This window comes from Halocola ammonii (assembly GCF_049334165.1).
Lineage (GTDB): Bacteria > Bacteroidota > Bacteroidia > Flavobacteriales_D > Sanyastnellaceae > JBEGHD01.
On record NZ_JBEGHD010000004.1, the window covers coordinates 1 to 23,197 of the forward strand.

Consider the following 23,197-nt stretch of genomic DNA (forward strand, 5'->3'; position numbering starts at 1 on the left):
TGACAGTTTTCATCGATGGTGTCGTTCACAGTTTCAGGATCTCCATCGTCACAAGAGTCTCCAGTGAAAAGGCAAGAGCCATCGTTCACCGTAGCATCCGGATCGTAGTTACAAGCGTTGATGTTAGTACAGCCCGGAACCGTTTCACCTTCGCACTCGCAGTTTTCGGTGATTACATCGTTGATTGTCGAAGCGTTGCCGTCATCGCAAGTTACACCAACGATCAGGCAGGAACCGTCATCGACTGTAGCGTTAGGATTGTAATTACAAGCGTTCGAATCGGTACATCCAGGAATCGTGTTTCCACCGCACTGACAGTTTTCATCAATGGTGTCGTCAACCGTTTCAGGATCTCCATCGTCACAGGAGTCTCCCGTGAAAAGGCAAGAGCCATCGTTCACCGTAGCGTTAGGATTGTAGTTACAGGCGTTGATGTTAGTACAGCCCGGAATGGTTTCACCTTCACAATTGCAGTCTGCTGTGATCACATCGTTGACAGTAGAAGGATCTCCGTCATCGCAAGTTTCACCAACGATCAGACAAGAGCCATCGTTCACCGTAGCGTTAGGATTGTAGTTACAGGCGTTGATGTTAGTACATCCTGGAACTGTTTCGCCTTCACAATCGCAGTTTTCGGTGATCACATCGTTGATTGTCGTAGCATTGCCGTCATCACAGGAATCGCCTGTGAAAAGGCAAGAACCATCATTTACAGTTGCGTTCGGATCGTAATTACAAGCGTTTGAATCGGTACATCCAGGAACGGTGTTGCCACCGCACTGACAGTTTTCATCGATGGTGTCGTCCACCGTTTCTGGGTTTCCATCGTCACAAGAATCTCCCGTGAAAAGGCAAGAGCCATCATCAACAGAGGCGGTCGGATTGTAATTGCAAGCGTTTGAATCGGTACATCCAGGAACCACGATTCCTTCACATTCACAATCGAAATTGATCAAATCACCAACCGTAGTCGGATCTCCGTCATCACAGGACTCTCCCTGAATCAGACAAGAACCATCATCGACTGTAGCATTCGGGTCGTAGTTGCATGCATTCGAATTAGTGCAGCCTGGAACCGTTTCACCCTCGCACTCGCAGTTTTCTGTGATGATATCATTCCCCGTGGTGGCATCTCCATCATCACAAGAGTCTCCTGTAAATAAACATGAACCGTCATCTTCTTCAGCGTTGGGGTCGTAGTTACAGGCGTTCGAATCCGTACAACCGAGAACGGCCTCTGTCCCCTCGCAAACGCAATCTTCATTGATCGTGTCATTCGAGGTAGAGGCGAGGCCATCATCGCAACTATCACCTATCAAAATGCACGAACCATCGTCTTCAGTAGCATCGGGGTCAAAGTTGCAAGCGGAGGCATCAGTGCAACCGGGAATAGGTCCATCTGGGCAAATGGTGTTTACGTCAGAAGGTCCGAAATTACTGCCTGATTCAACAACATTTCCTTGATTGTCAGTAAAAGTATAAGAACCATTTCCAGCACTACAGCACATCCCGTTTCCACCTTGATCAAAAACATAAAGACCATAACAACTTGTACTTAGACAAACTGTCTCAATCGGCTGTGGATACTCACCAGGACTTGCCTGATCTTCATAAGGTCCACCTTGAGCGACTACTTGGCCTTGAATATTTCTAAGCTCCCATGACGTTTCACTACCAAATTGGTCGGTAATAATTTCCATAGTGTATTCCACGGAACCTACTGTAAAATCAGTGTCTTCACCATTGTTGGATGGAATTTGATCTACAAATCCGTTTGGATTTAAAGCATCTACAGAAAATGTATGGCCTCCAGCATTCACAACTATAGTTGGAAGTGTGACCAATTCTGTTTCTCCTGCCTCCAGAGAACCTGTCCAGGCCAACACCTGATCGTTACCTCCATCAAAGCTGTAGACAATATCCGCTTCAGTAATTGTGACATCACCGAAGTTTTCAATAACAACTTGAGGTTCAATTTCATTTATGCAAGTGTTGCCAATTGGCTCAACAACTTCAGCTACTCCCAGGTCAAGTAGGTTGCCGCTTCCGTTGTCGCCACCGCCATCATCAGGATCGTCTGGGTCGGGATCGTAACCATCTAAAACTAAAGTGTTGCAACCTGGAGCCAACCACTGACAAACATTCGGATAAGTCACGCTGAACTTGCCATAGTAGTCGTTGAAGTTGAAGTTACAAGCAGCCTGGCCGCCATAGAGCTGACCTACAATTCTTTTGTTTTGATCGAAAAGCGGTGATCCCGAGGAGCCACCTTCTGTGGTGCCATCTTCCCAGTTTTGAACACGCCAGGTTTGTGCACCGCCCCAAACAGCACTCAACCCACTGTCATCATCAAGAGAAATCTTCTTCACATCTCCACTCGGGTGGTGAATTCCGACTTGCTCCTGAGGAGTGTTCCCCGTGGCGTCCCAGCCTGCGTAAAAAACATTGTAGGAGGAGGGAGGAGTAGAACTCAATTGCATTAGGGCATAATCAGCTGACCCGCCAGAGGCAAGCAACGTAGCATTTGATATTGAGTTACTGAAAGAACCATTAGAAGAAGGGTTACAATTGGGGCTTTCGTAATTGAAAATAAAATTCCAGGTTGAAGGGTTCCCAACCAGACAATGATTGGCAGTCAGGAAATAAGGTGTGCCATCATTTGCCGTGTTGTTGATTAAAGAACCGGAACAAATGGCAGAACCAAAGTTTGTAGTGATCAGTGCCACTGAGCGAATCTGGTCATCCCATGGGTTCCAAAGCGGACAAACCACGTTGTTGTTGCATGCACCAGAATCTCCGAATCCCGCAGCGAGTTTGAAGATACCTTTGTAATCATGGGCGACAGTGGCTATCGTCATCGAAGCCTCACTTTTCAGATGGCTGGGAACCTGAAGCTCAAGAATTATGTCATCACCTGCAACCGGGGTGGTTGAGAAGATCCCGTCAAACTTGTTGTTCTTCTCAGTAAAAGCACCGATGTACTGCCTGGTCTGCGGATTTAAAACGAAGAGTTTCGATCCTTTCGGAAGGTTAAAATTTTTGTAGGTGAAATTGAGCGAATGTGCTCCTCCAGAAATGATGCGAATTCTCCAAACGTCAATTCCGTTTTCAAGTGAAGTCCACTCACCGTGACTTGATAATGAAAACTCTACTTCGTGCAGAAACGCAAAGCGGAAAGGAATGTCTTTGTGTTGCTCCCGAACTTCGTCTTCAGCCTTGAGTTTTTCCAAATCGAAATCTGGCATCCTTTCAGTCGGAATGCTTTGTTTACCGGGCAGTTCAGATGTAAATGAGAGCGGTAATCCACCGCTGCTGATTTGAGCCTGAGCTGAAAAATGGCTTATAGAAAACAGAATTATCCACACGAATGCGGAAGTCAAAAATCGCATAAAAGGTTAGTTAGTAAGTAATAATCGGTTCTTAGACTAAAAAAGAGTGTCGAGAAATAACGACACTCTCATCTTCAAAGATAGGGAATAGAGTTCACTCAGCCACAGTCATTTCGCCTCTGGATTGGATTTTTATCCTCAATTTGCAACTGGCGAATTATCGGGAACTGCACCACCTTCTGCATCAATTGGGAGCTGTGCTGGTTTTGAGATCGTTGATAGCATTGTTAATAAATGACCTTCACCAGCGCCAATCAAATGCCTGTTAATTTCTAATTTTAGCGGGTCGAATCAACTCTATGAATAGTTGAGATCCACTCGGCATTGCTCTCAGAGGGTAACAAAATCAATAGTTTATGGCAGAGGAAGTGAATTATACGGAAGATAATATCCGCTCGCTCGATTGGAAAGAACACATTCGAATGCGACCTGGAATGTACATCGGTAAACTCGGTGACGGGAATTCTGCTGATGATGGAATCTACGTATTGCTGAAAGAGGTTATGGACAATTGCATCGATGAGTTTGTGATGGGTCATGGCAAGACCATTGAAGTTAATATTAAAGACGATGTTGTGAAAGTTCGCGACTACGGTCGTGGAATTCCGCTCGGGAAGGTGGTTGACTGTGTTTCCAAAATCAATACCGGTGGAAAATACGACACCAGAGCATTCAAAAAATCGGTCGGTCTCAACGGTGTGGGTACCAAAGCTGTAAACGCTCTTTCATCGAAATTTGCCGTAGAGTCGGTGAGGGACGGGCAGATTAAACTAGCAGAGTTTGAAAGAGGAGAAAAAACCACTGATGCACCGATTGAAGAAACTTCGAGGAGAAAGGGAACCAAAGTAGTTTTCACTCCTGACCCGGAGATTTTCCCGATCTATCAGTACAAGATTCAACACGTTGAACGCCTCATCTGGAACTACGTTTATTTGAACAGAGGCCTGACAATCCATTTCAACGGTAATAAATACTTTTCGGAAAACGGACTTCAGGACCTGTTGCAGGACAACATGTCTACCGAGCCAATTTACCCGATAATTCATCTCGAAGGAGAAGATATTGAAGTGGCTATCACGCATGCACCGCACTACGGAGAGGAGTACTACTCGTTTGTGAACGGACAGTACACCACTCAGGGTGGAACACACCAGGGTGCTTTTCGCGAAGCATATGTTCGAGTGGTTCGCGACTTTTTCCAGAAAGACTACGATGTACAGGATGTGAGGCAGGGGATTACTGCTGCAATTTCCGTGAAAGTGATGGAGCCGGTTTTTGAGTCACAGACAAAGACAAAACTCGGATCAACAGAGATTGCGCCCGATGGGCAATCGATTCGTGCTTTCATCTACGACTTCCTGAAAAGAGAACTCGATAACTTTCTGCACAAAAACCAGGAAGTTGCTGATGCGCTTCAAAAGAAAATCCTGCAAAGCGAAAGAGAAAGGAAAGATCTGGCAGGCATCAAAAAGCTTGCGAGAGAAAGAGCTAAGAAAGCCAGCTTGCACAACAAAAAACTGCGCGACTGCAGAATCCATCTCGACAAGAAAAAAGACGAGCGCTCTGAAGAAACTACTCTTTTTATCACTGAGGGTGATTCGGCTTCGGGATCGATCACCAAGGCCAGAGATGTGGCTACACAAGCGGTTTTTAGTTTAAAAGGTAAGCCTCTCAACAGCTACGGACTGACGAAAAAAGTGGTTTATGAAAACGAGGAATTCAATCTACTGCAATCAGCTCTAAACATCGAAGATGGCTTGGAAGGACTGCGCTACAACAAGATCGTGATTGCTACTGATGCCGATGTCGATGGAATGCACATCCGTCTATTGCTCATCACTTTCTTCCTGCAGTTTTTCCCTGAGTTGGTAAAAGCAGAGCACGTGTATGTTTTGCAAACCCCACTCTTCAGAGTGAGAAACAAGAAGGAAACGATTTATTGTTACTCTCAGGAAGAAAAACTGAGAGCGATAGACAAGCTCAAGGGAAAACCAGAAATCACGCGATTCAAGGGACTGGGTGAGATTTCACCAGACGAATTTCAGCATTTCATTGGTGAGCACATTCGCCTCGACCCTGTGGTGATCGGGAAAGAATCTAAGATCAGTGAATTGCTCAGATTCTACATGGGTAAAAACACGCCCGACCGTCAGGAGTTTATCATTAACAACTTGAAAATTGAAGTAGATTCGCTCGAAGAGCAGGAAGAGCTTGTAGCTTCATAAGGGAGCTAAGTTCGACTTTCTATGAATGACTAATTTTATTTTAATCGATCCATGGCAGAAGAAGAGAAGGACGATGACCAGCTTGAAAATAATGAGGAAGTGAATGACACGGGTACACCCGATGACCTGGGAAATGTAATTCAGGTTTCGGGAATGTACAACGAATGGTTTCTCGATTACGCTTCGTATGTAATTTTGGAACGTGCAGTTCCCCACGTGTACGATGGATTGAAGCCCGTTCAGCGTAGGATTCTCCATTCTTTAAAGGAAATGGATGACGGGCGCTTTCACAAAGTGGCGAACGTCATCGGAAACACCATGAAATATCACCCACATGGTGATGCCTCTATTGGTGATGCCATGGTGCAGCTCGGCCAAAAAGATTTGCTCCTCGATTGCCAGGGTAACTGGGGGAATCAGGCTACTGGCGACCGCGCAGCAGCTCCCCGTTACATTGAGGTTAGATTGAGCAAGTTCGCCAACGAGGTAGCTTTTAATCCGAAAACTACTGAGTGGCTCGCCTCCTACGATGGACGTGGAAAAGAGCCTTTTACGCTTCCCATGAAATTTCCGCTTTTGCTCGCGCAGGGCGGTGAGGGAATTGCTGTTGGACTCGCATGCAAAATCTTACCGCACAATTTCAACGAGCTTCTCGATGGTTCAATCGACCTTCTAAAAGGGAAAAAAACCAATATTCTTCCTGATTTCCCATCAGGTGGGATGGCTGATTTTTCTCAGTACAACGAAGGGCTGAGAGGAAGCCGGATTAAAGTGAGAGCCAAGATTCGCAAAGAGGACAAGAAGACTCTTGTGATCAACGAAATTCCTTTTGGAACAACAACTTCTGGGCTGATAGATTCTATCCTAAAGGCCAACGACAAAGGGAAGATCAAGGTAAAAAAGATTGAAGATAACACCGCAGAGCACGTGGAAATCATGATCCACTTGCCCAACGCTGTTTCTCCCGACAAAACGATTGATGCACTTTACGCCTTCACCGATTGCGAAGTGTCGATCGCTCCCAACGCCACGGTTATCGATGAAGACAAGCCACAGTTTCTCGGTGTAAATGAGATGCTCAGAAGGTCTACCGACCGCACTAAAGATTTACTCAAGCAGGAGCTTGAAATCAGAAAAGGCGAGTTGGAAGAGCAGTGGCACTTTGCATCGCTCGAAAAGATTTTTATCGAAAACAGAATCTATCGCGATATTGAGGAGTGTGAAACCTGGGATGAAATCCTAAAGGCGATCCACAAAGGATTGAAACCGCATATCAAACACCTGGTGAGAGAGGTCACAGATGAAGATGTGACTCGACTGACTGAGATTCGAATCAAGCGGATTTCAAAATTCGACAGCTTCAAAGCAGATGAAAAAATTGCTGCTCTCGAGGGAGAGATGGAGCAGATCAAACACGATTTGGCCAATCTCACGGATTATGCGATTGCCTGGTTTAAGCGATTAAAAGACAAATTTGGTAAAGGCCGCGAGAGAAAAACGGAAATCAAGCTTTTCGACAACATCGATGCAGCTAAGGTGGCAGTGCGCAACACTAAATTGTACATGAACGCCAGCGAAGGTTTCATCGGCACGAACATGAAAAGAACCGAATCGGAGTTCGTTTGCAACTGCTCTGATCTCGATGACATCATCGTGTTCCGCGAAAATGGAATCATGCAGGTGACCAAAGTGAGCCCGAAGGCTTTTGTCGGCAAGGGAATTATCCACGCTCAGGTTTGGAAAAGAGGCGACAAGCGCACGATCTACAACATGATTTACACCGATGGGAAGTCCAAAAAAACTTTCATGAAGCGCTTCCCGGTGACGTCTATCACACGCGACAAGGAATACCGAATAGCCAAAGGAGACGCCAAAACACAGGTTCTTTACTTCACAGCCAACCCGAACGGAGAAGCCGAAGTGGTGACCGTGTTCTTAAAGCACATCCAGCGACTGAAGAAACTGAAACTGGAAGTCGACTTTGCCGAGTTGGCCATCAAAGGTCGAGGTGCAAAAGGAAACCTGGTGACCAAGCATCCGGTGAGAAAAGTTGAACTGAAGGAAGAAGGCGTTTCAACTCTCGGAGCGAGAAAGATTTGGTACGATGAAGCCATTCGAAGATTGAACTCAGATGGACGAGGACGTTTTCTGGGTGACTTCCAGCCGGACGATAAGATTATCGTTCTACTCGATTCTGGAGAATACAAAATCATTGGATTCGATCTTTCCACTCACTTTGAGGATCATATGATTCATCTGGAAAAATGGATTCCAGAAAAGCCGATCAGCGCAGTCTACTACGATGGTGAAAAGGAGCAACATTTTGTAAAACGTTTCCTTGCTGAGCCGGCTACAAAGGCTGTTTCCTTCATTTCAGATCATGAAGATTCAGAGCTGGATGTGGTATCTACACTTTTCCATCCAATTGCACGTGTTCGGTACAACAAGAAGTTTAAGATCACCCGCGACAAGGACGATGAATTGGTAGATCTCGCAGAGTTTATTTCGGTGAAAGGCCTGAAAGCTCAGGGAAATCGCCTCACCAACCTGCCGGTTACGGAAGTTACGCTCGAAGAGGCAGACGAAGAGCGCGAAGAGAAAGCCTGGGAGGAGTTTAAGGAAGAACACCTTCAACCAGCGGATGAGAGCGAGAGCGAAGACGAGTCTGAAGATTCTGATGAAGATGAAAACAACAGTTCCTCGTCCGTTGAGAAAAGGAAAGAAGATGATGATTCGAAACAAGAGTTGGGAGCTCCAGATAAGGTTTCAAAACCCATTGAGCTGGATGTAGATACAAACCCGAAGAAAGAAAAACACTCGGGAGTAAAGAGGAACAAGAACAATGATTCTAGTCAGCCCACACTCTTTGACGAGTAATGGAATGAAATACTTTTCACTCATAGCTCTTTTCATTTCGACAATCTGTTTGCTGACAGCTTGCGATGGAGAAGGTCCGAAAGAATACACTTCGGTAGTGCGAAAAGTTGGCCCTACGGTGGAGTCGCAGGTGATGCAACATGCAGATTGGACACACAATGCTGTTGGTTACCGGGTTGACCTCTACGATCAAAGTACCACAGCAGATCTAAATGGTTTGGTAGAAGATCTTCCGAGGCTAAAAGAACTCGGAATTGACTACCTGGTTTTACCTCCGATTTTTGAATCAAAGTTGATCACCGATACAATCCTTCACGATTTTAAAGCTTTCACCGACTTTCGAAAAATTGACGAGGCATTTGGAACAGACGTTGACTTTCAGAACCTTTCGGTAGAATGTCACAGTCGTGGAATTCGAATTTTACTGACATGGCCTTCTGGACAAGTAAGCTCTGAAAGTGTTTGGGCAGAAGACTATCCTCAGCTCTTCAACGATTCACTTGCAAGAAAAATTGAGACGAGGTTTTGGAGTGGGGTGGTGAACACCGATTTTACGAACGACACAACGCTTCAGCTGATTTCTGACACCTGGAGCTATTGGCTGGAAAACTTTGGTGTTGATGGGTTTTATTGTACAGCTTCCGAATTGGCTCCGCTGACTTTCTGGGAGAAATTGAGAGCGACTATTGGAGCTGATGAAAAACAGTTTTTTATGGCAACTGATCGTTCCGACCCTGCTTTTCATGGCGAAGCTTTCGACATGACAGCTACTCCAAGGCTGCACGAAACTTTACTTGAAGTGTGCAGCGGTAATTTTCCTCCCGAGGCAATCGACCTTTTTATCCAGCAGCACGAACGAGATTTTCCTCTAAATGCTTATCGTGAGCTGTATGCTACAAATGATGTAATTAGAACGAGAAAAGGAAGTCTCGAAGATCAATTTGGCAGAGCTCACAAACTCGTTGGGATTTTAATGTTTACTCTTCCGGGAATGCCAGTGATGTTTACAGGGCAGGAAGTTAGTGCCGAGATCGAAGGTCCGCCTTTTGAGTCAGACTCGATTGATTTCAACAACGCACTTTATTCAGAATTTTACAGCCAACTCATCAAAGCGCATCACGAGAATCGCGCTCTTTGGAGTGGTTTGAAAGGAGGGAGATACGAGCGCCTCACTACAGCTGAAGATCAGGCGCTTTTTGCTTTTTCCAGATCCAAAGGCGAAAACAAAGTGGTGGTCATCCTGAACTTTTCCGACCAACCTGCAGATGTGGATTTTGAGCAATCGCTCGATGGCACCTATCAATCTATTTTTAACAACGAAATGCTCAGCATTTTCACTGAGGGTGATGTGAAGCTACCTCCTTACGGATATCAGGTTTTTGTAAAATAAGGGTCATAAAATCCCTCTTGAGGTTTTACTACTTTTGTCCGCATGAAAATCGCAGTTATTGCCCACGATGGCAAAAAGGCCGAAATGGTGAAGTTCCTGATGGATCAGATCGATTTGTTTAAGCGCAAGGACATCGACATCATTGCAACTGGAAACACCGGACAGCACGCCAAAAACGCAGGACTCGAAGTTGAATGCTTAAAATCCGGACCGCTCGGAGGTGACGCCCAAATTGCCGCACGAGTAGCCGAAGGAGAAGTGCAGCTCGTTCTTTTCTTTAGAGATCCTCTAGACAAGCACCCTCACGAACCAGACATAAATATGCTGATGCGAGTTTGCGATGTCTACGATGTTGCGCTCTGCACGAATCCCGCCAGTGCGAGGATGGTTTTTAAAGGAATGCTGAGCGATTTATGAATACCAAATTGCCAGACAACTCACTCGGAACTTTAGCGAAATACTTTAGAGAGTCTCTAAAGAACCTCTACGTAGACCGTGAAGTACAACAGATCACTGCGCTGGTCTTCTCTGAACTTCTGGGCTTTTCGAGAGCAGATCTCACGGTAAAAGCCGATGAAAGGCTCAGCGAGAGCGACATCCTGAAAGTTCATTTTGCCCTAAAAAAGCTGCTGAAGCTGGAGCCAGTGCAGTACGTTTTGGGAGTTACTGATTTCATGGACCTCAAAATAAAAGTCAATCGCGATGTGCTTATCCCAAGGCCAGAGACCGAAGAGCTCGTTCACTGGATTGGTGCTTCGCTGAAAGACCAAAGTCCAGTGATTCTCGATGTGGGCACTGGTAGTGGATGCATCGCCCTCGGTCTTAAGAGGCTCATCCCGAAGGCCAAAGTCTACGGAGCCGACATTTCTGAAGAAGCACTGAAAGTAGCACGTGAAAATGCAGCTGCAAATGAATTAGAAGTTGAGTTTGTGCTGCAGGATGCACTGAAGACAGCGGATATCGGGCAGCCAGTTGATGTGATTGTATCGAACCCGCCTTACATTCCACTGCGCGACAAAGAGGAAATGTCGACTTTGGTTTACGACAACGAACCAAACGTTGCGTTGTTTGTAGACGATCAGGACGAACTCATCTTTTACTACCGGATTGTGAATCACGCTCTGGTCAACTTAAAACCAGGCGGGATGTTATTTTTTGAAATCCACGAATCGAATGACAAGGCAGTAGAAAGTATCATGCAATCTGCAGGATTTGAAAATGTGGAACTAAAATTGGATATGCAGGAAAAACCACGTATGATAATGGGTGTTAAACCCGTTTGAAACTACTCACAGTCAAATCTTTTGCAGTAATTTTGCACATCTTATGATCAAGAAGATCGCCTTTGTATCACTTCTGCTAGTCGCTTTTGCCAGCTCTGCATCTGCCCAAAATTGGGACACCGTGTGGACTATTGCTGGGCAGCAGCCACTCAACCAGTACTTTAGGAAGTGGCGATTCGATTTTGATCTGGATGCCAGAAACTCTTTTGACGGAGGCGGAAACTCCAGAATTTTTGGTTTTCGTGCAGGACTCGAATACAGAAGAGTCCATCGCTTTGGGATTGGAGTTTACGGAATGACCAACCCCTGGTTTTCTATTGAGCTTCTCACAAGCGAGCAGTTTGACGGAGATTCAAAGTACCGTCTCAACTATGGTACGGCCTACTACGAGCGCGTTATATTTTTCTCACCCAAATGGGAGTTTGCAGGAGCGGTTCACCTTGGTTCTGGAAACATCGATGTGGAAATGCGAGAAAACGAACGCACGGAATACGAGCCAGTTGATCAAATTTGGGTGACTCCTGTTGAGGGAGCTTTCACCGGTTTCTACAATGTTTTCTGGTGGTTCTCTGCCGGAGGAGGAGTGGGTTACAGATTGATGCCGCAAACGCCTGAAGCAGTGGAGCCTGCTTTTACAGGTGAGTTTTACATGGTGAAATTGAAAGTGAGAGTTGGTAAATTAGCCCGCAGCATTTTCGATAAAGATGTAAAACATGAATACTAGCGAAGCAAAGGAAAAGATAAAGTCACTCACCAAAGAGCTCCATCACCATAACCATCTCTACTACGTAGCCAACGATCCGGAGATTTCGGACTACGACTTCGATATGAAGTTGAAAGAACTCGAGAAGCTCGAAGAAGAGTTTCCCGATTTGGCTGATCCAAACTCGCCTACAAAAAGAGTAGGTGGAGATATCACCGATAAATTCGAGAAAGTCGAGCATCAATATCCGATGTTGAGCCTGAGCAATACCTACAGCCAGGAGGAAATTGTAGACTGGGAAAACCGCGTGAAGAAAAACGTGAGTGGAAAAGTTGAATACGTTTGCGAACTGAAGTACGATGGAGTGGCAATCGGCATCCGCTACGAAAACGGTGAGCTGAAACAAGCCGTCACGCGAGGGGACGGATCGCAAGGTGAGGACGTGACTACCAACGTGCGAACCATCAAAACGGTCCCACTTCGGATCACTGGAGATCACCCGGATTCTTTTGAAATTCGCGGAGAGATTTTCTTTCCTCTGGAGAAGTTTGCGAAGCTGAACAAAGAACAAACTGAGGCCGGCAAAGAGGCTTACGCCAACCCCAGAAACACAGCTTCCGGAACGCTCAAGCTACAGGATTCATCAGTTGTTGCACATCGCGAATTAGACTGCTTTCTTTACGGACTTTACGGTGAAAATCTAAAGTTCGACAACCACTTTCAAAGCATCCTTAACGCCAGAGATTGGGGTTTTAAAGTCCCTCCGAAGGAAGAGAACTACATCGCTCTTGTGAAGGACATCAAAGGCATTCAGGAGTTCATCGACTATTGGGCTGAGAAGCGCCACGAACTTCCTTTTGAAATTGACGGAATCGTTGTTAAGGTCAACGACTACCGCATGCAGGACGAGCTCGGAATGACAGCGAAATCCCCACGCTGGGCCATCGCCTACAAATTTCAGGCAGAGCAGGGAAGCACTAAGCTGGAGAAAATCACATTCCAGGTGGGGAGGACAGGAGCCATTACTCCGGTGGCAAATCTCGAGCCGGTTCAACTTGCAGGCACTACAGTAAAAAGAGCTTCGCTGCACAATGCCGATCAGATTGAAAAGCTTGACATTCGTGAAGGCGACCAGGTTTTTGTAGAAAAAGGAGGAGAGATCATTCCGAAAATTGTTGGCGTGGATTTCTCCAAAAGAGATCCGAAGAGCAAACCTTTTGAATACATAAAAAACTGCCCTGAGTGTGGTACAGCGCTCAAAAGAAATGAAGGTGAAGCGCTGCACTACTGTCCCAATGAGTACGGTTGTCCTCCTCAAATCAAGGGAAAGATGGAGCACTTCATCAGCAGGAAAGCGATGAATATTGATGGACTGGGCGAAGAAACCATCGAAGTTCTTTTTGAAAAGGATCTAATTGGAAACGCAGCCGACCTCTACATTTTGGATCGTGAGGACTTGCTAAAGCTGGAGCGGTTCGCTGAGAAATCGGTCGACAATCTTATGAAAGGCCTCGAGGAGTCAAAGAAGCAGCCATTTGAAAAAGTGCTCTACGCTCTGGGCATTCGCTATGTCGGGGAAACGGTGTCGAAGAAATTGGCGCGACACTTCAAGTCGCTTAGCTATTTGCGAAAGGCTTCTTTCGAGGAATTAAATGCGGTGGATGAAATTGGCGAGCGCATCAGCCAGAGCATCATCGACTTTTTTGAAGACAAGTCGAATGTAAAAATGATCGAACGATTGGAGGAATACGGTCTAAATTTCGAAATTGACGAAAAGGAGCTCGAGTCGGCAAGTGATAAGCTAGGGGGAAAGAAATTCGTGATTAGTGGTGTGTTCGAAAAGTTTTCACGAAACGAACTAAAGAAAGCCATTGAAGACAACGGAGGTAAAAACACAGGTTCGATATCAGGAAGCACAGATTTTCTCATAGCCGGGGAAAACATGGGACCTAGCAAAAAGGAGAAAGCCGAAAAGCTGGGTGTGTCCATCATTTCGGAAGATGATTTTATAGAAATGCTAGACTGAGATTCAATAGATTAAAGCCCGCATCTTTATAGATTTGAAAACAACAACAGAATTTGGCAAAAGCCCCCATTTTCATTACGATCTTTTGACCTACATTAGCGGGTCAATAATGCGCTGTGATTAGCGTTCTGAAGCGAAAAGAAGAGTAGAATTCCCAAAGCAGATTATGACCAAAACGAAACGAGACGACATTATCCAGGCCATCCTAATTTTGGGGATTGCGGCTGTAGTGGTGTTTCTAAGTTCTTTTGCCTACACCAAGTTCGACCTCACCGAAGAAAACAGACACACGCTCACCGATGCCACTAAAGAAACTCTCAAAGAGCTGGAAGATGTCGTGTTTGTTAAAGTCTACCTGGAAGGCGACTTCCCGGCAAAGTACAAAAGACTCGAGCGTTCAGTGCGAGAAAAGCTGGATGAGTTTCACGATGTCAGCGAAGGAAATGTGCAGTACGAGTTCATTGACCCTTACGAAAGTGGCGATCGAAAAACCATAAGCGATGTCGAGCAACTTCTGTACGAAAGAGGCTTGTCGTTTACAATGCTCTACAACGAAGGTCAGGGCGTACAAGAAGCTTTTAAAATTTGGCCAGGAGCTTTGCTCACTTACAAAGGCGAAGAAACAGCAGTACAGTTTCTCAAAAGTCAAAATCCCGATCCGACAAATGAAATGATCAATGCCTCGGTGAATAACATCGAGTATGAGCTCACGAGTGCCATCAGTCGGGTGAAAAGAAAGAAACAACCGCGGGTGGCTTTTATCGAAGGTCATGGCGAGTTGCCTGAGCCAGAGGTAGAAGACTTCACTCGTGCTGTCGAAGAGTTTTATGCAGTAAAGCGAACGACAATTGACGGTGATATCAATGCTCTCACAAAGAAAGTGGATGGCATCCCCGATCGTATTCTCAACTACGAAGCAATCATCATTGCCAAGCCAGACTCCGCATTTAGCGATAAAGACAAATTGATTCTCGATCAGTACATCATGAATGGAGGAAACGTGATGTGGCTCGTAGATCCGATCAATGCTGACATGGACAGCTTGAGGCAAAAAATGAATTTCCTGGGAACCACAAACGACACCCGACTGGAAGATCAACTTTTCCACTACGGAGCCAGGCTCAATAGAGATATTGTTATCGACCGAAGCTGCGCCATGATTGCTCTCGATGGTGGTCCAAAAGGAAACATGAGAAATGTCCAGCTCTACGATTGGTTTTACAGTCCGCTTGTCATTCCACACGACACTGCTCACCCGATCGTCAATAACCTGGACCCCATAAAACTGACTTTCGCAAGTAGCCTTGATACTGTGAATGCCTCTCCGTTGATCAAGAAGACTCCGTTGCTAGCGAGCTCTTACTATTCGAGAACGATGAAAGCACCGGTGCGAATCAGCACTAACATTGTTGGGATCAACCCCAACTTCAGAGAAAACAACAACCCTCACCAGTTGATGGGAGTTTTGATGGAAGGAAAGTTTACTTCAAACTTCACCAATCGCTTGCCCGACACGCTTTTGAACGATCCTGACATTGCATTCAGAGACAGTTCGAAATACTCGAAAATGGTTGTGATATCCGATGGAGACGTGATTAGAAATGGGGTGAAGAGAACACGCGAGGGACTCATGATTCAGCCGTTGGGCTACGATGAATACGCCAAACGAGTGATTTACGACAACAGCGAGTTTTTGATGAACTGCCTCAACCACATGCTCAATGACGAGTCGTTGATTGCGGTTCGTTCTCGCTCAATTGAGTTGCGAAACCTCGACCAGGAGCAAATCATAGCAGAAGAAACAATGTGGCAAACGATCAATATGGTTGTACCGATTTTGCTGGTTGTTATTTTTGGCGTAGTCCAGTTTGTGATAAGAAAAAGAAGATTTACATAGATTTTATATGAAAAAGAATTTACTACTTCTCGGTATTTTGGTGTTGTTGGCTGCGCTTTCTGGAGTGGCCTACTGGCTTTCCGATTCAGGAAGCAGCACTCTCTCCAGCAATCCTCTCACTGATTTCGCCATCGAAGACACTTCAACGGTGACTAAGATTTTTATCACCGACAAGTCAGGTGCTTCTGTAACTCTTGAAAGAGAAAAAGGCGATGTGCTTTGGGATCTCAATGGAAAATATCTCGCCAGAGAAGATGCCACAACTTTACTGCTCAAAACATTTGATCGAATCAAAGTGAAAAGCCCAGTACCAGAGCCGGCAAAAGAAACTGTACTGAAAATTATTTCTGGTTCGGGAAAAAAGGTAGAGATCTATCAGAATTATGAGGAGGAGCCTTCAAAGATTTACTATGTCGGTTCTGCTACTCCAGATCACTTTGGTACTTACATGATTTTAGAAATTCCCGGAGAAGGAAGAAGTCCAGAACCCTTTATCACTCACATGGAAGGCTTTAGCGGTCACCTGGCCTCTCGTTTTTTCACAGATGAAATGGACTGGCGATTCACTGGGGTATTCAACTATCCAGACTTAAACATCAGCAAAATTGACGTGAGAAATCACGAGCGCCCAGCTCAGTCATTTAGAATTGACTATGGATCTGGTAACGACATTAAGCTTTACCACACCATGAGCGATCAGTACGTAGAAAACTTTGATACATCAGCAGTAAAGAATTACATGTTGCTCTACAAAAAAGTGCACGCTGAGTCTTTCATGAATTACCTTTCCGAAGCGCAGGAAGATTCACTTTTGAATACTGTGCCTGCCTACACGGTGAGAGTAACAGACAAAAGTGGACAGGCCAAGAAAATTGATCTGTACAACAAGCCGAGTGTAAAAGAGCAGTACTTGCCAAATGGCGAACTTGCCGAGTACGATCTCGATCGGATGTACGGTCACATTAAGGGAAGAGAAATTGTAGTGGTGCAGCGATTTGTTTTCGATCCCCTGCTGCAAAACATTGCTTCCTTCATTCCTCAGGAATTGCCTTCCTGACAATTTCTGAGATTAAAAATATTGGAAGGCGATCTAAAAGGATTTTTAGGTCGCTTTTTTATTTGTATTCCCAGCTTGTAGAAACGACAACGCGAATATCCTCCAGATCTTTTGCCTGAACGATGGTTGGCTGATCGGTGTAGAAGTCGGGGATAAAGCTAACTCTTCCTACAAAGTCGCTGTCTTCATCGTCTTCTTCGCCAGCATCGCTTTCCCAAATGTCGATGTCCACAACATCACGGGTGTTGCTGATGGAGATAGGAAACCCTTCTGTGAAGTTGAGTTCAGAAGAGGCAAGTGTATCTTTCATGATTTCGGTAGTTTCCAGATTGGTACCGTTCGATTTGATAATCAGGAAAAAATCTGGCTCGGTGCCATCGCTGTCCCAAGGTTCGCCATCGTCATTGGTATCTGGAAGTTCGGTTGTCGTGATTCCATTGATCACCATTTTGTCCAAAACTTCATCTTCTTCGCATCCCGCAAAAGCCACGATCAATGCAGCGGCTCCCAAAAAATTTAACAACGTCTTCATGCTTAATTCTTTTGTTTTTCAACCTCAAAGATAGATAACTCTCGCCACATAGAGTTTTGTTCAACTTTTCGACCGACCGAACAAAAAGAAGCCCGACAACGGTCGGGCTTTAAATGGGTGGGATTAAATTCTCTTCAAAATCTATTTTCCTGACTTCTTAGCCCACGTATCTCTTAGCGTCACAGTTCGATTGAAAATGAGATTTTCATCTTTCATGTCACGATCTGCACAGAAGTAGCCCAGTCGCTGAAACTGAAAGCGGTCTTCCGGATTAGCGGCTTTGAGGCTCGGTTCAACCTTGCAGTTCTTCAAAACCTGCAATGAGTCTGGATTCAGAAAATCCATAAAGGTTTTAGTCTTGTCTGCTTCTGGATCTTCTTCTGTGAAAAGTCGGTCGTAAAGTCGCACTTCAGCATCTATCGCATGCTCGGCAGAAACCCAGTGCAAGGTTCCTTTCACCTTAAGTCCGCTGGTGTCTTCGCCACTTTTCGATTCGGGGAAATACTTGCAGTGGAGCTCAGTGATTTTGCCGGTTTTTTCATCCTTCACGTAGTCTTCGCATTCGATGATGTATGCGCCTTTAAGACGAGACATCCTGCCAGGGCCGAGGCGGAAAAACTTTTTTGGTGGATCTTCCATAAAGTCGTCTTGCTCGATGTAAATCTCTCGACTAAATGGCATCATACGCGATCCAGCAGACTCATCCTCTGGGTTGTTTTCAACTTCCAGCTCTTCGGTTTTGCCTTCCGGATAGTTGGTGATCACAACCTTGAGCGGATCGAGAACGGCCATAACTCTTGGCGCTGTTTTATTCAGGTCTTCGCGAACGCTGTGCTCAAGCATCGAAACATCAATCACGTTGTTTCTCTTGGCCACACCGATTCGCTGAGCAAAATTTCGGATAGAAGCAGGGGAGTAGCCTCGTCTTCTCAATCCGCTGATGGTTGGCATCCTCGGGTCGTCCCAATCTTCTACAACTCCTTCTTCCACGAGCTTGAGCAATTTTCGCTTGCTCATGATCGTGTAGCTAAGGTTCAATCTGGCAAATTCAATCTGTTGCGATGGGAAGGTGTTCAACTCTCGCAAAAACCAATCATAGAGCGGTCGGTGCACCTCAAACTCAAGCGAACAGAGTGAATGCGTGATGCCTTCGATAGAATCGGAAAGACCGTGAGCAAAATCATACATCGGGTAGATGTGCCACTTGTTGCCTGTTCGGTGATGTGGGTGATTTTTGATCCGGTACATTGCCGGATCGCGCATGTGCATGTTTGGCGATGACATATCGATTTTGGCCCGTACGACTTTCGATCCGTCCGGGAATTCACCTTCTTTCATTCGTGCAAACAGGTCGAGGTTTTCTTCTACAGATCGATTGCGGTAAGGACTTTCAGTTCCGGGCTGAGTTGGAGTTCCGCGCGTAGCGCTTATCTCCTCAACGCTTTGGTCGTCAACGTAGGCCTTTCCTTTCTTTATCAACTCTACAGCATAATCGTAAAGCTTGTCGAAATAATCGGATGCATAAAACTCATTTTCGCCCCAGTCGTAACCGAGCCATTTGATGTCGCGCTTTATCGACTCAACATAACGAGACTCTTCCTTCACGGGGTTAGTGTCATCAAATCGCAAATTTGTGGAACCGTTGTATTGCTGGCCCAATGTGAAATTGAGGACAATACTTTTCGCGTGACCAATGTGCAGGAAGCCATTCGGCTCAGGCGGGAAACGCGTTTTTATGGTTTCGTGTTTGCCTTCTGCGAGGTCTTTTTCTATTCGCAGTTCGATGAAGTTTTTCGATCCCGTATTCGGATTGCTCATGAGTTTGTGTGATTATGCTTTTTCGTGGAGCAAAGTAAATAAGATTACCCCAATTGATCGCATCTTTTGCGCGAATTCCAGCACGAAGAGTTCACTATTGATCTAAAAGAAATGCTTAATGCTGCTAATCTTCTCTTCTCACGAAAGCGCGAATTTCCAAAACTCTTGGTTCTGGTTGATTATTTACATAAAAAAGTACTCTGCGCCATACTTCACCCCTGTAACCTTCAGAGTTGAAAGAAAACTCAAACTCCAGGGTATCGCCAGGAGAAATGTATTCGCCAGGGAGAGAACCGCTTATGCAATCGCAGGAGACGATCACCGAATCGATGGACATGGTGTCTACAAAACTATTTGATAGCGAATAGGTAAATGGGATGGCCATTTCTGGAGGCACGTCACCGAGATCAATTTCGGAAATTTCAACCTTGTTTGTGTCGCGTTGAACGCTCATGATTTCGATTTTCCTCTCGAGAGAGGCGGCAACACTGTAGATGGATTGATCTTCATCTTGCAGTTCATCGCTGACATCTGCAGCGGCCTTGGTTTCACCAAATGGGATTTCAATGATTTCCAGACTACCACCAGAAGCTGCGGAATCAGCAAAATAGGGCAGGAGCTTCCCAGATTCGTATTCCCGAAGGTAGTTTACAAGGCTGTTGATTCTTCTTTTCGCCAGGTGCTCGTTGTAGTCAGATTTGGCTCTGGGGCTGGCAAAACCACGAATGGCGAGTTCCACCTCTTTTCCATCTTCAAGTTCCTTTTCCAGCAGCGAAATAAACGTATTCAAATCGTCCATTCCTTTCTCCACGAAGAGGGAGAAAAACTCTTCCATCTCGTGCACCTTTTCCTCTTTCGCCTCAGCGCTTAGGCCTTTAGAAACGCGATTGATATAGTTTTCTCTTCGTGAAAGGTAATCTTCGTAAGTCTGAAGATAAGTCAGTTCTGTGGTTGTGTCCAGGGTTGCAGGATTTGGCCGGTCGTTGTGAAAGTAGAGTGTAACAGGAAGGTAGTCGTTGAGCTCTTCCAGGCTGGCGTATTCGCTTGTGTCGATTTCGGTAGAGTCGGTGTAAGAAAAAGCATAGAGATCTGTGCAACAAGTCTCTCCCTTGTCGTGGAGTGACCCAGGTCTGTTGCTTACCAAAAATCCTGCGTTCCACTCTTTTGAATAAGTGTAGTAAAGATCGTTAACTCTCGAATTTAGTGGCTCACCGAGATTGATTGGCTGCTGAAACTTATCGGGCCTTCCCTCGGAGAAGAATAAGTCGAATCCGCCAAACCCTTCGTGCCAGTCGCTACTGAAGTAGAGTTTATTATCCAGATAAAATGGCGCGACTTCACTGTCGATGGAGTTTAAAACTGGTCCAACATTTTTCGGTTTAGAAAAATCTGTGCCTTCACCTTGACTGTACCAAATGTCCATTTTACCTTCTCCACCGGGGCGATCTGATGCGAAAAAGAGAACACCATTTTCTCCGATCATAGAAAAGTGAGGCATTGTCGAGTTGTATCCTTCAGCATTCACACTTTCCAGCAAATGGATGTTTGTCCAGCTATCACCATTTTTCTGAGCTGTAAAAATCTGGCAGTTCGATTGGCCTTCACATCTCGAAAAATAAACTCGCTTCCCGTCAGGTGTGAAAGTGAGATTTGCCTGGTGGTATCCGTTGCGATTGATGCTAGAGTCGAGTAGAAGTGGCTCTCCGAACCTGTCAAAGGCCATTTGACTGGCGTAAATTTTTGCCGTTGGCAACGACTCAGAATCGACTGCTCCCGTCTTTAGCCGAGCGAAGTAAAGGGTGCTATCGGGTCCTGGAAAGGGAGCTAGCTCGGCATTCACTGTGTTGACTGAACTTGAGATGTGCCTGATTTCAACTTCACCCGAATCTAACCTGGCGTTCATTGCAAATAGAAGGGATTCTATTTCCTGCTCGGTTTTCTTGAATTCGTAAGTCTCCTCTTCTCTTCGTACCTGTCGGTGGTAGCGTTTGAAGTTCCTCAAAGATTCGCGGTAGTTGCCATTCAGTTTTTGCATCGCAGCCAAATAGAAGAGTCCTTTTTCAAAAATTCTTCCGCGGTCTTTGTGGTATGCCTTGTCGTAAAGTCGCTCGGCTTCCTGATATTGCTTGCTGAGCCTCAGTGCTTCTGCATATTTTACAGTGAGGTCGAAGCTAGTGGAATCGAGGAGCCAGGCCTCGTGGTAGCGCTGAGTTGCAGTGTAGTACTCACCTCTTTCCATTGCCTGATCTCCAGATTCTATCCAGGTGGAAGCTTTTTGAGCAAAAACTACCAGAGGCATGAATAGCAACCAAACAATTATCGAATACCGCATGAGGCGAAGATAGCAACTCAAATTACTACTTTCACTAAAACTCTTCAGCGAACATTCTGCCAAATTGAGACCTTTGTTAGAATATGTGCACAATCGCTTTTACACTCAGAGAGAATCAGGAATATCCTTTCGTATTGATTGGTAATCGAGATGAATTTTACAGGCGCCCCACTGAACCAATGCACTGGTGGAATGGTGACAGGCGTCAGCCAAGTGGGCCGAAAGACATGCTGGCAGGCAAGGATCTCGATGCTGGCGGAACGTGGATGGGACTGACAGCCACGGGTAAGTTTGCGGCAATCACCAATTTCAGAGACCTGGATAATTTGAAAGAGAATGCCCCATCACGAGGAGCTCTCGTTAATGAGTTTTTGCAATCGGCTGTTTCACCAGAGGAATTTATGGAGAAACTTGAAAAAACAGGAAATCAGTACAACGGCTTTAACCTGCTTTTTGGAACGCTTCACGATCTAAACTACTACACGAATTACAACAGACTGGATCGTAACCTTGCCTCTGGAGTGCACGGCATCAGTAATGCCTATCTCAACGATAAATGGCCGAAAGTGGAACTGTTAAAAAGTCGCCTCAGGTCCTCACTTCGAAGCGAGCATCTAAATGTTGACGAACTGTTGGACCATCTGTCGAGTAGAGAGAAATTCACAGAAAATTTGCCAGACACCGGACTTTCAGAAGAAATGGAAAAAGAAGTTTCTGCAACATGTATTGTCACTCCTGACTATGGTACGCGGGTTTCCACCGTTATTACAATGAACAAACGCGGGGTTGTATCGGCAACAGAACTAAATAGGCAAACGGGGGAGAGAAAAGAGTACCAGTTTACCTTGCTACAAAAAGCAATTTTTTAAGGATTGTAATATTCTAGCGCTTCTGGCAGAAATGCCTGCAGGTCGCTAATGCGAGTATCGTGACTGGGGTGAGTACTTAAAAACTCCGGTGGCTGCTGACCGCCAGATTGTTCGCTCATCCTTTGCCAAAAATCCACCGCTTCTCTGGGATCGTAGCCGGCCATTGCCATAAATATCAATCCCATTTTATCTGCTTCGGATTCGTGTTGGCGACTAAAGGCAAGCTGGCCCAATTGTGAACCAACACCGTAAGAAAGCAAAAATAGGTTCTGAGCCTGCTCTGGCTTTTCGTCCATCAGCACTGAGAGCGCGATTCCACCTGCCTGAATAGCCAGTTGCTGACTCATTCTTTCATTACCATGTCGGGCGATAGCGTGAGCAATCTCGTGCCCCATTACCACAGCAATGCCTTCATCTGTCTCGCAGATTGGAAGTATTCCAGTGTAAAAAACGACTTTCCCACCGGGCATGCACCAGGCGTTTACCATGTTGTCTTGCACTAAATTAAACTCCCACTCAAACCCTTCAATACGGTCTGTCAGTTTGTTGTCCTTCATGTATTTCTCGACTGAAGCAGCAATCTTATTTCCAATCGATTTGATATTTTGAGCACGGCTGTCGGAGCTTGAAACCACATTGCTCGAATCCAGGAATTGATCATAAGAAGTGTAGCTCATGGAGAGCATCTGGCTTTCGGGAAGTAGGTTCACTTGTTTTCTGCCAGTGATCGGAACTCGAGCGCATGCCACTACCATGGCGGTGAGCAGCAAATAGATAAATATTTTCTTCATTTTGGGTG

15 protein-coding genes are annotated in these 23,197 nt (G+C 45.5%); 10 read left to right on the top strand and 5 right to left on the bottom strand.

Annotated elements, in window-relative coordinates; genetic code table 11:
- The coding region (locus ABHV44_RS05085; RefSeq protein ID WP_459073579.1) for a trypsin-like serine peptidase at positions 1–3,389 on the bottom strand (3,389 nt) is incomplete at its 3' end.
- Between the two features lie 356 nt (positions 3,390–3,745).
- On the opposite strand from ABHV44_RS05085, the gene ABHV44_RS05090 reads away from it, so the two are divergent.
- The 9 genes from ABHV44_RS05090 to ABHV44_RS05130 all read left to right on the top strand — a co-directional run bounded on the left by ABHV44_RS05090 (position 3,746) and on the right by ABHV44_RS05130 (position 16,847).
- Entirely contained in the window at positions 3,746–5,614 is a 1,869-nt protein-coding gene (locus ABHV44_RS05090) for a DNA topoisomerase IV subunit B (RefSeq protein ID WP_459073580.1), read from the top strand.
- 51 nt (positions 5,615–5,665) lie between these two features.
- Positions 5,666–8,491, top strand: a complete 2,826-nt coding sequence (locus ABHV44_RS05095) for a DNA gyrase/topoisomerase IV subunit A (RefSeq protein ID WP_459073581.1) — start codon at positions 5,666–5,668, stop codon at positions 8,489–8,491.
- Between the two features lie 4 nt (positions 8,492–8,495).
- A complete protein-coding gene (locus ABHV44_RS05100) occupies positions 8,496–9,881 on the top strand; it encodes an alpha-amylase family glycosyl hydrolase (RefSeq protein ID WP_459073582.1) in 1,386 nt (461 codons plus the stop codon).
- A gap of 42 nt (positions 9,882–9,923) precedes the next feature.
- The gene (locus tag ABHV44_RS05105) at positions 9,924–10,298 is read left to right on the top strand and encodes a methylglyoxal synthase (protein WP_459073583.1); all 375 of its coding nucleotides are present in this window, start codon (positions 9,924–9,926) and stop codon (positions 10,296–10,298) included.
- Positions 10,295–11,164: a peptide chain release factor N(5)-glutamine methyltransferase gene (gene prmC, locus ABHV44_RS05110; RefSeq protein ID WP_459073584.1), complete on the top strand. Its 870-nt coding sequence runs from the start codon at positions 10,295–10,297 to the stop codon at positions 11,162–11,164. Before ABHV44_RS05105 ends, prmC begins: the two co-directional genes overlap by 4 nt.
- A 43-nt stretch (positions 11,165–11,207) precedes the next feature.
- Entirely contained in the window at positions 11,208–11,888 is a 681-nt protein-coding gene (locus ABHV44_RS05115; RefSeq protein WP_459073585.1) for a hypothetical protein, read from the top strand.
- Positions 11,878–13,893: an NAD-dependent DNA ligase LigA gene (gene ligA / locus ABHV44_RS05120; protein WP_459073586.1), complete on the top strand. Its 2,016-nt coding sequence runs from the start codon at positions 11,878–11,880 to the stop codon at positions 13,891–13,893. Before ABHV44_RS05115 ends, ligA begins: the two co-directional genes overlap by 11 nt.
- A gap of 166 nt (positions 13,894–14,059) precedes the next feature.
- The gene (gene gldG, locus ABHV44_RS05125; protein WP_459073587.1) at positions 14,060–15,790 is read left to right on the top strand and encodes a gliding motility-associated ABC transporter substrate-binding protein GldG; all 1,731 of its coding nucleotides are present in this window, start codon (positions 14,060–14,062) and stop codon (positions 15,788–15,790) included.
- Positions 15,791–15,797: 7 nt separating this feature from the next.
- Positions 15,798–16,847 carry a hypothetical protein gene (locus ABHV44_RS05130; protein WP_459073588.1) on the top strand — a complete coding sequence of 350 codons (1,050 nt, stop codon included), beginning with the start codon at positions 15,798–15,800 and terminating at the stop codon, positions 16,845–16,847.
- 58 nt (positions 16,848–16,905) lie between these two features.
- Here ABHV44_RS05130 and ABHV44_RS05135 read toward each other — a convergent pair whose 3' ends face one another.
- From ABHV44_RS05135 to ABHV44_RS05145, 3 genes are all read right to left on the bottom strand, one after another.
- Positions 16,906–17,379, bottom strand: coding sequence for a hypothetical protein (locus tag ABHV44_RS05135; RefSeq protein WP_459073589.1), 474 nt, complete (start codon positions 17,377–17,379; stop codon positions 16,906–16,908).
- Positions 17,380–17,520: 141 nt separating this feature from the next.
- Positions 17,521–19,197 (bottom strand): glutamine--tRNA ligase/YqeY domain fusion protein, encoded by a 1,677-nt coding sequence (locus ABHV44_RS05140; protein ID WP_459073590.1) that lies wholly within the window; start codon positions 19,195–19,197, stop codon positions 17,521–17,523.
- A 124-nt stretch (positions 19,198–19,321) separates the two neighbouring features.
- Positions 19,322–21,529 carry a DUF1573 domain-containing protein gene (locus ABHV44_RS05145; protein WP_459073591.1) on the bottom strand — a complete coding sequence of 736 codons (2,208 nt, stop codon included), beginning with the start codon at positions 21,527–21,529 and terminating at the stop codon, positions 19,322–19,324.
- Between the two features lie 83 nt (positions 21,530–21,612).
- Between ABHV44_RS05145 and ABHV44_RS05150 the strand changes: the two genes are divergently transcribed.
- Positions 21,613–22,398 carry an NRDE family protein gene (locus tag ABHV44_RS05150; protein WP_459073592.1) on the top strand — a complete coding sequence of 262 codons (786 nt, stop codon included), beginning with the start codon at positions 21,613–21,615 and terminating at the stop codon, positions 22,396–22,398.
- On the opposite strand, the gene ABHV44_RS05155 is transcribed toward ABHV44_RS05150, so the two are convergent.
- Positions 22,395–23,189, bottom strand: a complete 795-nt coding sequence (locus ABHV44_RS05155; protein ID WP_459073593.1) for a M48 family metallopeptidase — start codon at positions 23,187–23,189, stop codon at positions 22,395–22,397. The genes ABHV44_RS05150 and ABHV44_RS05155 overlap by 4 nt on opposite strands.
- Positions 23,190–23,197: the final 8 nt, after the last annotated feature.